The 14,193-nt window shown below is 69.5% G+C and carries 9 protein-coding genes; 8 read left to right on the top strand and 1 reads right to left on the bottom strand.

All coding sequences use genetic code 11. From position 1 onward, the window contains the following. Window positions 1-29: 29 nt before the first annotated feature. Window positions 30-2,648: a LuxR family transcriptional regulator gene (locus tag KBX26_RS33075; protein WP_156057343.1), complete on the bottom strand. Its 2,619-nt coding sequence runs from the start codon at window positions 2,646-2,648 to the stop codon at window positions 30-32. A gap of 255 nt (window positions 2,649-2,903) precedes the next feature. Between KBX26_RS33075 and KBX26_RS24430 the strand changes: the two genes are divergently transcribed. The 8 genes from KBX26_RS24430 to KBX26_RS24395 all read left to right on the top strand — a co-directional run bounded on the left by KBX26_RS24430 (window position 2,904) and on the right by KBX26_RS24395 (window position 14,192). Then, window positions 2,904-4,103, top strand: a complete 1,200-nt coding sequence (locus KBX26_RS24430) for a glycosyltransferase (protein ID WP_030329305.1) — start codon at window positions 2,904-2,906, stop codon at window positions 4,101-4,103. A gap of 15 nt (window positions 4,104-4,118) precedes the next feature. Continuing rightward, on the top strand, window positions 4,119-5,759 hold the full coding sequence (locus KBX26_RS24425) for an AMP-binding protein (protein ID WP_210866517.1): 1,641 nt from the start codon (window positions 4,119-4,121) through the stop codon (window positions 5,757-5,759). Then, a complete protein-coding gene (locus tag KBX26_RS24420; RefSeq protein WP_030329301.1) occupies window positions 5,759-6,910 on the top strand; it encodes an acyl-CoA dehydrogenase family protein in 1,152 nt (383 codons plus the stop codon). The genes KBX26_RS24425 and KBX26_RS24420 overlap by 1 nt, the downstream gene beginning before the upstream one ends. Beyond that, complete coding sequence (locus KBX26_RS24415) at window positions 6,907-8,460, top strand: aldehyde dehydrogenase (protein WP_030329299.1); 1,554 nt, start codon at window positions 6,907-6,909, stop codon at window positions 8,458-8,460. Before KBX26_RS24420 ends, KBX26_RS24415 begins: the two co-directional genes overlap by 4 nt. After that, window positions 8,457-8,804 (top strand): type II toxin-antitoxin system RatA family toxin, encoded by a 348-nt coding sequence (locus KBX26_RS24410; RefSeq protein ID WP_210866516.1) that lies wholly within the window; start codon window positions 8,457-8,459, stop codon window positions 8,802-8,804. Before KBX26_RS24415 ends, KBX26_RS24410 begins: the two co-directional genes overlap by 4 nt. 317 nt (window positions 8,805-9,121) lie before the next feature. Then, complete coding sequence (locus tag KBX26_RS24405) at window positions 9,122-9,454, top strand: hydroxyisourate hydrolase (RefSeq protein ID WP_167337272.1); 333 nt, start codon at window positions 9,122-9,124, stop codon at window positions 9,452-9,454. 472 nt (window positions 9,455-9,926) lie between these two features. After that, a complete protein-coding gene (locus KBX26_RS24400; protein WP_081883716.1) occupies window positions 9,927-13,037 on the top strand; it encodes a BTAD domain-containing putative transcriptional regulator in 3,111 nt (1,036 codons plus the stop codon). Window positions 13,038-13,232: 195 nt separating this feature from the next. Further along, window positions 13,233-14,192 carry a GDP-mannose 4,6-dehydratase gene (locus KBX26_RS24395; RefSeq protein ID WP_030329290.1) on the top strand — a complete coding sequence of 320 codons (960 nt, stop codon included), beginning with the start codon at window positions 13,233-13,235 and terminating at the stop codon, window positions 14,190-14,192. The last annotated feature ends 1 nt before the right edge of the window (window position 14,193 follow it).

Genomic DNA, 14,193 nt, shown 5'->3' with positions numbered 1-14,193 from the left:
GCTCCGGTCACCTGAGCGGCGGCTCAGTCTCAGGTCTGCGGCCGGGTGAGCAGCACGCTCAGCGCGCCGAGCTCCCCCCGGTTGGTGATGCCGAGCTTGCGGTAGACCCGGTGCAGGTGGTTCTCCACCGTCCGCACCGACAGCACGAGGGTTCGGGCGATCTCGCGGCTGGACAGCCCTCCGGCGGCGAGCTCGGCGATCTCACCCTCGCGGGGCGTGAGGCGTGGCGGCGCCAGCGCTGACAACGCGGGCGAGCGGGGGATCTCGTCGCAGTGGCGCATGAACATGAGGGCGCGGGCGGCGGCGGTGGACGCCATGGCCAGACGGCCATCGGACCGGTGCCGCTCGGACTCCTCGGCGGCGGCCTCCGCGGCCAGCAGCGGGCTACCCATTTCGGCGAAGTCGGCGGAGGCCTTCGCGAGCGCCGCCGCGTCGCCCTCCGCCATCGCCCGGGCGTGCAGGGCGTAGGACTTCCCGAGGAGTCGCCCGGACTGGCCCGCGAGCGTCCGCAGCCGGTCGGCGGCTGGTCGCGGAGCGCCCAGGCGCGCCGCGTCGTGCAGGGCCAGCGTCTCGAAACCTGCCGAACCCCGGTCCCGGGCCAGTCGCGCGGTCCACTGCGCGTGCGCGGCGGCGTCGCCGTGCCGGGCACCGATGACCCAGGCACGGTTGAGTTCCGTCCAGGGGCTCAGCAGCCGCAGGGACACCCCGTCCAAGCGGTCGGCCTCGGCCAACGTGCTGGCCGCGGCGTCGGGTTCGCCGGTCAGCGCGTAGCTGTGCGCGAGCAGCCCCAGCAACACCGCCAGCATGTTGTTCGACCTCTGCTCACGGGCGATCGAGATGCCCTCACGGCACCAGGACGCCTGGTCCCGCAGCTGCCCCCGCATCCGGGCGACCAGGCCGCGCAGCAGGCACGACACCAGGGTCGCGAACTGCCACCGGTTGGCGAGCGCCCGTTCGTAGCTGATGCGGGCCCGCTCCTCCGCATCGGCGAACTGCGCGGTCCACAGCATGCCGTGGACGGTGCCCAGGTCGGCGAGAACGGAGAGCCACGGTGCCTCGTCCGGCCACTCGCCGGCCAGCAGGTCGAGTCCCTCGTGTGGGCGGCCGGAGAAGACCATGGCCAGGCCGGCGGCCACCTGGGCTTCCGGCTCGTCCGGCGCCCCGGCGGCGAACTCCAGGGCATCCTTCGGGGCGTCCGAGAGAGCACGCAGCAGCGCCTGCCGGGCGACCAGCCGCCGACGGGCGACCGGGTCGACGACCTCGTCGACCGCCGCCGCCAGCAGCGCCTCGGCGGGCCCCTGCCGGTCGAGTCCGAAGTAGAGGTTGAACGCGCGCACCATGGCGACCCGGGCCCGGTCGAAGTCGCAGTCCAGCCGACCGAGACCGGACAGCGCGGACTCGGCTTCCGCCGGGCGGCCGGCGAACAGCAGGCCGTAGCCGAGCGGTTCGATCACCGCCGTCCCCCGACCGGCGGCCAGCTCGCGCTGGGCCAGCTGCCCGGCGAGCTCGAAATCCAGTGCCGACCGTGCGGCCCTGGCGGCGACCGCAGTGTTCTCCGGGGACGGCCGCTGGCCACAGGCCAGCTGCCACCGTACGGTCCGCGCGAGGTCGACCGGATCGTGGCTGCTCGCCTCCATCAGGCTGGCGCACTGACCGAGCCACCGTCGCGCGCGCAGACGCGGCGTGACGGCACGCAGGACATCTCCATAGATCGGGTACGTCAGGCGGGCGAGGTCCTGGCCACCGCTTCGCTCGATAGTGATGAGACCGTGCGCTTCCGCTGCTTCGAGCACGTCAGCGGAGACCAGCTCGCCGAGCACGTTCGGGCCGATCGGCTCGGTGACGGCGAGCAGCTCCATGGCGGAACGGCATTCCGGCGACACCGCCGCGAGCCGCTCGTCGATCAGCCCGGTGAGCCAGGACGGGATGGCGAACGGGCCACGGAGCATCCACATGCCGTTCTCGGTCACCAGCCGGTTCGCCTCCAACTGAGCGGTCAGCAGCTCGCGTACCAGCAACGCGTTGCCCGCGGTGGCCTCCCAGAACCGCTGAACCAGAGCACCTTCCACCTGGCCGGACAGCGCCTCACCGAGGATCTGGTGGACGTCGTCGCGGCTGAGCGGGCCAACCTCGATCCACTCGGCCAGCCCGTCGGTCCACAGGTCCGCGATCGGGCGCGGCAGCCGCCGGTCGGGACGCACCGCGGCGAGGAGGAAGAGTTCGCCGCGCCGGGCGAGCTGCACCGCCAGCGCGGCGGATGCCTCGTCCAGCAGGGGAGCGTCGTCCACGAGAAGCGTCAGACGGCGCTTGCCGGCCGGCTTGAGCAGTGCCTCGGCCGCGACCCGGAGCGCGTCGCCCGTGAACGGTGAGCGGAGCAGCCCGGACGGTAGGTGTTCGGCGAGCGCGCCGAACGGGACGTTGGCGGTCGCCACGGTGGTGACGGCCCGGATGACGTGGTGTCGCGCCGGGTCCGCCCGGTGGGCGGCCTCGGTCTGCAGCCGGCTCTTGCCCACGCCTTCCGGGCCGATCAACGCGATGCCGGCGGATCCGCGCCGGTCGGTCGCTGCGCAGATGCGCCGCAGCTCTGAGTGCCGGCCAGCGAAAACATCTCGGAGGCGGTCCCTGATCGTTACCTCGGTGGAATCCACCACCCCACTGTCTTATTGGTCGCTATCGATCGGCTTTCGTCAAACCATCACCCGGGCGGCCTATCGACGAACCGCGAGGCCAGCGCGCTCCTGAGTACCGAATGCGGCCCCTGTGTATCGAGCAGCCGGACCGGTTGAGTACTTCGTCGCGATAACCCGGTAGCGATGAGCAAGCCTTTCCCGCAGAGGTTTCCCAGTATCGTCGCCACTGCCGGCAAGCCCGACCAGAATCAGCTCTCGTGAATTGGGGCGATAATGTCGTATCTGAAGCCGACCGATCCTGCCGTACTGGCGAAGGCCGTCGCTGACAACCTCGTCGTCGCGGCCGACCCCGACGCACCCGCCTCGGGCCTCTACTACTGGGAGATCTCCCGGCCCTGGCGGGACAAGGTCGTCGACGCGGTCCGGACGTGTGGGGCCGACGCGATCCGCACGCTGGGTGAGAGCCTGCTGGCCGACCCGACGGACCACCGACGGTACTGGGCGCTGCACGCGGCGCTGGCGGAGCGGCACGGCCGCGACTCCGCCATCGACAACATCATGCACCTGGGCTGGCGTGCGGAGTGCAACTCGCGTCTGGGCCACGTGCTGAACGAGGACTACACCAGCGACGCCGTCCCGGTGACGGTGGAGGAGATGGCCGCGTTCGACCCGGGGCCGCGGCTGCCCGACGGCGCCGCGCCGGAGGTCCTCGTGGTGATCCCGTTCCACAGCCGGCTGGAGGGCGGCGGCGAGCGGCTGCGCAACCTCCTGGCGTGCCTGCGGTCGCTGCGTGACCAGTCGTTGCCGCGCGAGCAGTATCAGGTGACGGTCGTGGAGAGTGACGAGCAGTCCCGCTGGCGTGACGTGATCAGCCGCTTCGCCGACAACTACATCTTCGCCCCCAAGAGTGGGGTGTTCAACAAGTCCTGGGCGATGAACGTCGGCGTCGCGAACACGCCCGGAGACACCGAGATCATCTGCCACATGGACGCCGACGTGCTGGCCGACCGTGACTTCCTGGCGCGCAACGTCGACCGCATGCGCGAACCCGGCACGATGGGGCACCTGCCGTACCGGGACATGGTGGCGATGGACTACCCCGCCACCTGGCGGGCGATCCGCGAGCGGCTGCACGGCGGCGCGGCGGCGCCCGACCCGCGGCGGCTGCGCGCCTTCACGCTGCGCCGTGGCCCGGGGCTGTGCTTCTTCGCCCGTGCCGAGCTGTACTACCGGACCGGCGGCATGGACGAGCGCTTCCAGGGCTGGGGCGGCGAGGACATCGAGTTCAACTACCGCTTCGGTTTCGACGCGGCGTACGACGCCTTCGACGAGCCGCTGCTGCACATGCGGCACCCGTCCTACTCCGAGCTTCGCGGTGACGGCAAGTTGATCAACGCGCACCTCGTGCCGGGCAGTTGGCAGCCGACCCGGCCGATCGGTCAGCTCGACCAGTTCGCCCCGGCCAGCGTCTAACGTTCGGAGGACGGCGTGACCACAGAGACAAGTACGGCGGTCCGGCGACTCCAACCCGCCGGACCGCACGACGACAGGACCATGCTCGACCATCTCCGGGAGGCCGTGGCCCGGCATCCGCAGCGGTCGGCGGTGATCTGCTGGCACGCCGACGGCCGGGCGACCGAACGGCTGACCTACGCACAGTTGGGTGCGACGGTCGAGCGGTTGGCGGCCGGGCTGGCGAAGCTCGGCGTCCGCCGCGGCGAGGTGGTGACGCTGCAACTGCCCAACTCGTGGCAGCTCGTCGCCCTCGCCCTCGCCTGCGCGCGGATCGGCGCCGTCGCCGGTCCGGTGGCGCCGATCATGCGTCGGCGTGAGCTGGAATTCATGACCCGGCTCACCGAGAGTCCGGTGTACGTGGGGGCGGCCTCCTACCGTGGCTTCTCGTACGACGAGATGAGCGCGGAGGTGGCGGCGGCGGTGCCCTCCCTCCGCCATCGCGTCCTCATCGGTGAGCCGAGCACTCCGGGTGCCCTCGACTTCGACGCCGACCTGCTCAACCGGGCCTGGGAAGACGACGTGCCGCCCGGTGAGCTGGACGGCCGCGAAGCCGGCCCCGACGACCTGGCCCAGGTCATGTTCACCTCCGGCACCACCGGTGAGCCGAAGGGCGTCATGCACAGTCACCGGACGCTCTACGCGATCAACCAACGGCAGATCGAGGTGCTGGGGCTGACCAGCGACGAGGTGACGGCGATGGGCTCGCCCACCACCCTGCAGGGTGGATACACCTGGAACTTCGTCATGCCGCTGCTGCTGGGCGCGAGCGCGGTGCAACTGGACACCTGGGATCCGGCGCTGATGCTGCGGATCTTCGAGGCGGAGCGGGTGACGTTCTTCTACGGCGCGCCGACGTTCCTCAGCGACCTGATCCACGAGCAGCGACGCAGTGGGCGGGACGTCGGCGCCCTCAAGGCGTTCGGCACCGGCAGCGCGCCGGTGCCACCGGTCCTCGTGGAGGAGGCGCGGGAGGTCCTCGGCTGCCGCGTCTACGCCGTCTGGGGCATGACGGAGAACGGCTGCGTCACTGTCACCCGCCCGGAGGACCCACCGATGCGGGCCGCGGAGAGCGACGGCACACCGGTGCCCGGCATGGAGATCCGCATCGTCGACGAGAAGACCGGCAGACCTGTCGAGAAGGGTGAGGTCGGGCGGCTCCAGGTACGGGGCGACAACCAGTGCCTGGGCTACTACCGCCGTCCGAACCTGTACCGCCAGTCGCTGACACCCGACGGGTGGTTCGACACCGGCGACCTGGCGCGCGACGACGGACACGGCGGCATCCGCATGGTCGGCCGCCTGAAGGACGTCATCGTCCGGGGAGCCGAGAAGGTGCCAGTGGTCGAGGTGGAGGCAGCGCTGCTGCGCCACCCGGCGATCCGGGAGGCGGCCGTCGTCGGTTATCCGGACCCACGGCTCGGGGAACGGGCGTGCGCGGTCATCGTGCCGGACGGCGAGGCGCCCTCCCTCGACGAATTGCGTGCCCATCTCACCGAGCTGGGCATGGCCAAGCCGTATTGGCCGGAGCGGATCAGTGCGGTTGACGAACTGCCGAAGACGCCGTCGGGAAAGGTCCAGAAGTTCGTTCTGCGGGAACGATTGAAGGCGACGTGATGGATTTCTCTCTTACTGCTGATCAGCGCGCGCTGGCCGAACGGGTGCGCACCTTCACCGAGAAGCGAATAACGCCGTTCTATCAGGACAGCGACCGGCAGGGACAGTTCCGCCCCGATCTGCTGCCCGAGTTGGCCGCCGAGGGCCTGTTCGCCCTGCGCGTCCCGGTCGAGTACGGCGGGCTGGGGTTGGACGCGGTCAGCACCGGCGTCGCCCTGGAGGAGCTGGCCCGCGGCGACCTCACCGCGTGCTACCCGGTGCTGAACGCCGCCCTGGTGGCCGGCATCATCACCGCCAACGGGACCCCGGAGCAACGCGCGCGCTGGCTGCCGGCGATCGCTCGCGGGGACGCCGTGGTGGCGTTCTGCATGACCGAGCCCAGCCACGGGACCGACGCGGCCGCCGTCAAGCTGCGAGCCGAGCCGAACGGTCCGCACGACTGGCGGCTCGTCGGCGAGAAGACCTCGATCATGCTGGGGGCGTACGCCACCCACGGGATGATCTTTGCCCGTACCAGCGACGCGCCACGTGCCCGTGGGGTCACCGCCTTCTACGCCCGGTTGGACGACCAGCACGTCGTGCGGTCAACCCTGCGTGACCTGGGCAGCCGGTCCGGCGGCCGATCAACTCTGGTCTTCGACGGCCTGCCGGTCCAGGTGTCGGACGTGGTCGGCGAAACCGGACTCGGCTTCGCCCAGGGCATGCGCGGCTTCGACTACTCGCGGGCGCTCATCGCGCTCATGGCGGTGAGCGTGGCACAGGCCGCGCTGGACGACGCCATCTCGCACGCTCAGCACCGGCGGGCGTTCGAGAAGCCGCTCGGCCAGTTCCAGGGCATCGCCTTCCCGCTCGCGGAGTGCGCCACCTATCTGCACGCGGCCCGGCTCGTCGCGTACGAGGCGCTGTGGCGCAACGACGCCGGGCTGGAGCACCGTCTGGCGGCGAACATGGCCAAGTGGTGGGCGCCGAAGGTGGCCGTCGAGGCGACGCACCAGGCGTTGCTGACGCTCGGTCACTTCGGTTACAGCGAGGAGCAGCCGATCGCCCAGCGGCTCCGGGACCTGATCGGCACGCAGCTCGCCGACGGCACCGCCAACGCCACCAAGCTGGTGGTCGCACGGGAACTGCTCGGGCGGGAGTACGCGCCATGAGAACCTTCCCGTCCTATGTGGCCGGCAAGGACGTCGAGTCGGACCGGCACGTCTACGGCATCTCGGCGCGCGCGGCGCTGGAGGACACCTTCGGTGCGTTGAGCCTGAAGCGGCGGCTGGAGGCCGGTGAGTCCGGTGCCGAGGACGACCCGCGCGTTGTCGGACGATGCGCGTTGGCCGACCCGCAGACCGTCCAGCAGGCGTTGGCCGCGGCGGCCGCCGCCCAGCCGGAGTGGGGCAGGACGCCGCTGCGTACCCGGCTGCGTCTGGGCGAGGCGATCCGCCGGCGGCTCGTCGCGACCCGCGAGGAGTTCGTGGAGCTGATGGTCGCCGAGGGGCGGCCGCGCACCCCGTCGTACGCCGAGATCGACGGGTTGCTGCACATCTTCAGCGAGCAGACCCTCTCGTGGTGCGCCGAGCTGCTGCACCGCGAGTTCTCACACGACGGCAGGCGGATCGTGGTGCGCCGCCGTCCGGACGGGGTCGTCTGCGTGGCGCCGCCGCAGAACGCGCCGCACTCGAACGCCATCTACGGCGCTGCCGCCCTGCTCTCCGGCAACACCGTGGTGATCCGGGCGCCGCGCAGTCTGCCGCTGGGCGTGATGTACGCGATCCGGGAGATCATCGCCCCGGCCCTCGACGAGGTGGGTGCGCCACCGGGCACCGTCAACGTCGTGTGCGGACCGCCGATGCTCGACGACTGGCTGGCCAGCCCGCACGTCAACGACATCATCTACTTCGGCGGCAGCGAGAAGGGGCTGGCCTTCCAGAACGACTGCATCGCCGCCGGCAAGAAGCCCATCCTGGAGCTGGCCGGCAACGACTGCGCAGTGGTCTGGCGGGATGCTGATCTCGATGTGGCGGTCCGCGCGCTGACCGAGGCGTTCAACGCCTCGGGGCAGATCTGCAACGTGCCCAACCAGGTCGTGGCGCATCCGGCGATCGCCGACGAGCTGCTTGACCGGCTCCGGGTCGCCGCCGGGCAGATCCGACCCGGCTACCCCGACGACGAGGGCGTGGAGCTCACCCCGGTTCTGGCCCAGCGGAGCTTCTTCGCGGTGCTCGAGGAGGCACTGGCCGGTGGAGCCCAGCTGGTGTGCGGCGGACGCCAGCTGGAGGTGGACGGGTCGCCGTCCGACACCGGCTACTTCCTGGAACCGACTGTGGTGCGCGTCGACGGCCTGGCGCGCAGCCGCGAGCTGTCGGTGGTCCGCGCCGAGACGTTCTTCCCGCTGCTACCGGTGGTGGTTCCCGAGCCGGGCCGCAGTGACGACGCGCTGCTCGAGGATGTGCTCGACTTCGTCAACACCAACGCGTACGGCCTGCGCAACTCGTTCTGGTCGGCTGACGAAGCGGTGGTGGAGCGCTTCGTGGGTGGCGTGACCAACGGCGGCGTCATCAAGGTGAACGACGAATCGCACTCCGGCTTCTTCCCGTACCTGCCCTCGCACGGCGGCACCGGCCTCACCGGCGGCGTCTTCGGCGAAGCCAGCTACATGATGATCCGGACGACGCATCTGCAGGCGGTCTCACTGAGGAGCGGCTCATGAGGACGATTCGGGTGACAGCCGGAAGCGCGGTGTCGGCGGATGCCGCGTTCGATCGGATCAGGCAGTTCGACGATGAGTGGACGGTGCCGTTCCGCGATGGGGCGATTCACTGGCGGCAGCGGTCCGAGCCGGCACCGAGCGAGCGCCGTATCTCGTTCACCCAGACCGATGGCGATTTCCGCAGCCTGTCCGGCGTGTGGCGGACAATCCCCGCGGCCGAGGGCTGTGAGGTGCTCTTCGAGCTGACGTACGACGTCGGGGTGCCGATATATGACCGGATCCTCGACCCGCTGATCGAACGGGTGCTGTCGAGGGCTGTCCGGAGGGCGGTCTCTGACCTCTAGGCGTGTCCCGCGCAGCATGAAGGTGGTCCCTCGAATCGGTTTCCGACTCGAGGGACCACCTCTCGTTGTGGGCGCCCGGCCCAAGTCGTCAGCCCCAGTTGGTATCACGGCTCATAATCTCGCTCCCCCTTCGATCTCGGCTACGGACCGAGTCCACCAGCGTCCGCTGTCGACCTGATATCTGATGGCTGTCGATCCGTCCTCGATGCGCTTAGCGCAAGATGGCGAAAGCGCTTGCCGACTTGATAGCGGGATGAAAGCGGTCAGCTGTAAGCTCACGCGAGCCGCTGCCATAAATGGAGGGACTTGGATGTCAAATGATTGGTGTTCGCATTATTGATGGCGCGTCGGGCCGACCTGTCCCGGGCGTGCTGGTGCGGCTGCACAGCCGCGATGATCGAGGCTGGGCACCATTGATGTCCGGGTTCACGGCAAATGACGGCCGGCTGCCGGCGCTGGAGGAGCTTCAGGTGAAGCGCGGCGCCCATCAGCTCACGTTCGATCCCTCCAGTTACTTCGCCGGCCTCGGGACTGTCGCGGAATACCGCGACTTCTCGGTGTCCATCCAGGTACGCGAGATCGAGCTCGACCTGCGGATGGCCGTATACCTCAACGCTGCGGGTTTCGCCGTCTACGGAGAACGTGCATAACGCGCCGGCGGGAGCGGGCTGAGCGGGTCATCAGTGGATGGTGTGCGTGGTCTGGCGCCGCCGGCGGGATGGCGCGGTGTCTGCGCCGCATGGTTGCCCCTGGGCCCGACGGTGCTGGATCAGCGTCGACCGGGCGTTTTCCGCGCGCTGACCCGCCGTCCCGGTTGCGAGGGAGAGCGGCGGGGGCGACCCCGAGAAAAGCTTGGCGGCCGCGAGCCCTCGGCCTCGCGGGACTTCGCCGCCCCACTCACGATCGCCGAGCGAGCCCCGGCGTGACGCGCCCGCCGTCGTCTGCTCGCTCGGAACTGCGCGCGCCATCGGGTGCACGTTGACTTCACGCCCGTCGGGCTGGTACGGCCCGCATGACCCGTCGAATCACGGTGTCGTACGTTCACCTGCGCCTGGCCAACACGTCATCTCATAGACGCTCTGAAACATCGGCGATCCCGAATCTCGCCTGGTGCCCGCCTGCATGCTTCGCTACCATGTAAAACGTTCTCCTATGCGGGGCGTCAAACGATCATCCGGCCGGCTCCGGGGGGTGCCGTTGGGCTGGCGATGTGTCGTTGTCGACGGGGAGGAAGCTTGTCGACGGGGAGGAAATTTGCAGGTTTTCCGCATACTTGGACCTTTGCACGTTGTGAACGCAAGCATCACCGCCTCCCGGCAGCAGACAGTGCTCGCCATGCTGCTACTGGAGGCCAATAATGTGGTCCCGCTCGGCCGGCTTATCGAGGCGGTATGGGAGGAATCGCCGCCATCGACAGCCAAAAGTCAGATTCAGATCTGTATATCGGCGGTACGACGTGCGCTCCGAGGCACCGGTCTCGACGATCGGATCGTCACCAACCCGGCCGGCTACCAGATCAGAATCGCCGAGGGTGAGCTGGACCTGCACATCTTCAACGACCTTCTGAGCGAAGCCCGCACGGCGCTGCGGGAGCAACGGCTGGAAGATGCCGCGTCGGGTTTTCGGCAGGCCCTGGCGCTGTACCGCGGGGCTCCGCTCAGCGGCGTGGACAGCCGGCTGGTCGAGGCGGCGGCAACCCGGATCGCCGAGCGACGGCTCGCCGTCGTCGAGGACTGCCTCGAACTGGAGCTGCACCTCGGCCGGCATCGCGAGACCATTGACGAACTGATGGCGCTCGTCACCGAGCACCCGCTGCGGGAACGGCTGTGGCAACAGCTGATCACCGCGCTCTACCGGGCCGGCCGGCAGGCGGAGGCGCTGGCGGCATACCGGTCGGCGCGGCAGGCCTCGATCGACGACCTCGGGTTGGAGCCGAGTGAGCCGCTCCGGCTGTTGGAGCGGGCCATCCTCAACGGAGACCTCGAGCCCGGCCCGGCAGTGGAGCAGGAATGGCCGAATCCGATCGAGCCGGCGCCCCCGGTGCCCCGAATGGCTCCGGCCGACATACCTGACTTCACCGGGTACGGCGAGCTCGTGACCGAGTTGGGCGACTTCTTGCGCTATGGCAGCGGTCATTCCGACCACGACTCCGTGCCGGTCCTGACCATCACCGGCCGCGGGGGTGCGGGAAAGACGACCCTCGCCGTGCACCTGGCCCACGAGTTGGCCGGCGAATTCTCGGACGGGCTGCTGTTCACCCGGTTGGGTCCGGAGCGGTCACACAGCGGCGGTGTTTCCCAGATCCTCGACGGTTTTCTCCGCGCGCTCGGCATGCCCGGGTCCTCGATACCCGAAGGGCTTGAGGCGCGCGCGGCGACCTTTCGGAGCCAGATCGCCGCGTCCCGGGTGCTGATCGTCCTGGACGACGTCGTCGACGAGCGACAGGTCTACCCGCTCCTGCCGGGCAGCCCCAGCTGCGGTGTGATCGTGACCAGTCGGCGCCGCCTGGCCGGCATCCCCGGCTCCCGGCTCGTCGAGGTGAGCGCACTCGAACAGCGCGACGCCGTCGAACTGCTGACCCGGATGGTTGGCTCCGAACGGGCCTCCGCCGAACCGCGCGAGGCCCTACGCCTGGTCGAGCTGTGCGGTCGGTTGCCGCTGGCGCTGCGGATCGCGGCCGCGAGGCTGATCGCCCGTCCGCACTGGCGGATGGCGCAGCTGACCGAGCGACTTGAGGACGAGGGCCGGCGTCTGGACGAGCTGGCGCACGGCGGCCTGGATGTGCGAACCAACATCGCGATCAGCTACGAGGGCCTCGACGAGCAGGCGCAACGGCTGTTGCGGCGGCTCGGCCTGCTCGAGACCCACGACTTCCCGAGCTGGACCGCGGCGCCGCTGCTCGACATCGACGTGGCCACCGCGTCCGACACGCTCGACGCGCTGGTGGACGCGCAGCTGCTGGAGGTCGTGGGTGGATTCGGCGTCGATACCCGCTACCGGCTGCACGACCTGGTTCGGGTCTACGCCCGTGAGCGGCTCGCGGCCGAGGAGACCGCGCCGGTCCGGCTGGAGGCCGCTCGGCGTCTCCTCGGTGCGTGGCTGTTCCTCGCCGACGAGGCGCACCGCATCCTGTACGGCGGCGACTACACCGTGATTCACAGCAGGGCGGAGCGTTGGAGTCTGCCACGACACCTCGTCCACGACCTCCTGCGCGATCCGCTGATGTGGTTCGAGAACGAACGAGCCGCCGCGGTGGCCGCGGTGGGTCAGGCATCCCAGGCCGGTGCTCCCGACTACTGCTGGGACCTGGCGATCACCATGGTGGCGCTCTTCGAGACCGGCAGCTACCTCGACGACTGGCGAGCGACGCACGAAATCGCCCTGCTCACCGCGCGGCAGGCTGACGACCGACTCGGCACTGCCGCGATGCTGTACTCGCTGGGCGCGGTGGACATCGTCGAGCAGCGCTTCGACGACGCGCGCGCCCGGCTGACCCAGGCGCTTGAGGTGTTTGACGAGATCGGCGAGGCGCGCGGCCGCGCCCTCGCCCTGCGGCACCTGGCCTTCCTCGACCGGGTGCACGGTGACCTCGATCAAGCGTGGGCGCGCTACAGCGAGGCACTTGCCGCGTTGCATCCGCTCGGGGACGCGGCGGGCACCGCGCACATCCTCAGCGGCATGGCGCGCATCAAGCTGGAATGGAGCGAGCGCGGCTCCGCCGCCGAGCTGCTGGCTGAGGCGCTGCGGAAGGTGACCGAGGTCAACAGCACCCGTGTCCAGGCGATGGTGCTGCATCGGCTGGGTGAACTGCACTTCGAGGACGGCGACCTGACCCGGGCCGAGGAAGAGCTGACCAAGGCCCTGAAGCTGGTACGCGGCGGCCACGACCGGGCAGGCGAGGCGCACGTGCTGCACGGGCTCGGTCTCGTGAAACTGCGGCAACACCAGCATCACCAGGCGGCGGTGACACTGAACCACGGGTACGCGATCGCCCGCCGAAACGGCGACCGGCTCGCCACCGCGCGATTCTGCCTGGCGCTCGCGCGGGTGCACCGGGCTCGACGGGACTACTCCTCCGCACTGGAGTGGGCCTCCCAGGCGCTCGGGATCTTCGACCAGTTCCACGCACTGCTGGGTCGCCTGGAGGCCGACGAGCTACTCGGGCAGATTCGCGACGAGGCGGCCGGCCGGCACGACGTGCGCGAACAAGCTGTTCTTCCGCCCGCTGTCTGAGGTAGCGCCAGTCCGTCGCAACGGTAGGCGTGCGGGCCCGTTGAGTGCTGGTCGAGCCGCGTGCAGAGTACCCGGCCGACAGTACGTTCATCCCACCGGAGAGTGGGCTCAGCCGTCGCAGCATTGACGCGGCGGTGCGATAAGGCTCCGCGTAGCCGAGGTCCAACCCACTTTCGACAGGGATTGGAGGTTCCCGTGTCGCAATCCAGCAGATTCCGACGAGCCTTGGTGACCGGCGGTGGAGGATTTCTCGGCTCGTACGTCTGCGAGCAGCTCCTCTCCGCCGGCGTGGAGGTGATTGGCGTCGACAATTTCTCCACCGGGCACCGTAGCTATATCGAGCACCTGATGAGCCGACCGGGTTTCACGCTCGTGGAGGCGGATGTCTCCGAGGAATTCGACACGCCGGGATCGGTCGACCTGGTGATGCACCTGGCGTCGCCGGCGTCGATTCCCGAATTCTATCGGCTGCCGATCGAGACCATGCTCGTCGGTAGCTACGGCACCCACAACGCGCTGCGCATCGCCCACCGATGCGGAGCCCGCTTCGTGCTGGCCTCCACCTCGGAGGTGTACGGCGACCCGCTGAAGCATCCGCAGGACGAAGAGTACTGGGGCAACGTCAACCCGATCGGCGCGCGATCCGTCTACGACGAGGCGAAGCGGTTCGCCGAGGCATTCACCACTGCCTACGGCAAGAAGCACGACGTGAGCGTGGGTATCGCGCGCATCTTCAACAGCTACGGCCCGCGGATGCGCCCGGACGGTCGGGTGATCTCCGGCTTCATCGCCCAGGCCCTCGACGGCGTCCCCCTGACGATCCACGGCGACGGCAACCAGACGCGTTCGCCCTGCTACGCCGAGGACACCGCGCGAGGCCTGTTGGCGATCGCGGAGAGCGACTACGGGCAACCGGTGAACATCGGCAACGTCCACGAGGTCACCATCCGTGACCTGGCTCAGATGATCCTCGAGGTGACGGGCAGCCGGTCACCGCTGAAGTTCATCGAGGCCGACGAGGACGACCCTCGGCAGCGCTGCCCCGACATCACTCGAGCCGAGCGGGAACTGGGCTGGCGGCCACAGGTCGCCCTCAAGGAAGGCCTACGGCGGACGGCAGCGGCCGCCAGTAAACCATCAGCGGACTGGAATTAGG

This window comes from Micromonospora sp. C97 (assembly GCF_018070385.1).
In the GTDB taxonomy this organism is placed as follows: Bacteria; Actinomycetota; Actinomycetes; order Mycobacteriales; family Micromonosporaceae; genus Micromonospora; species Micromonospora parva.
This window is presented reverse-complemented; position numbering and strand designations above follow the sequence as displayed.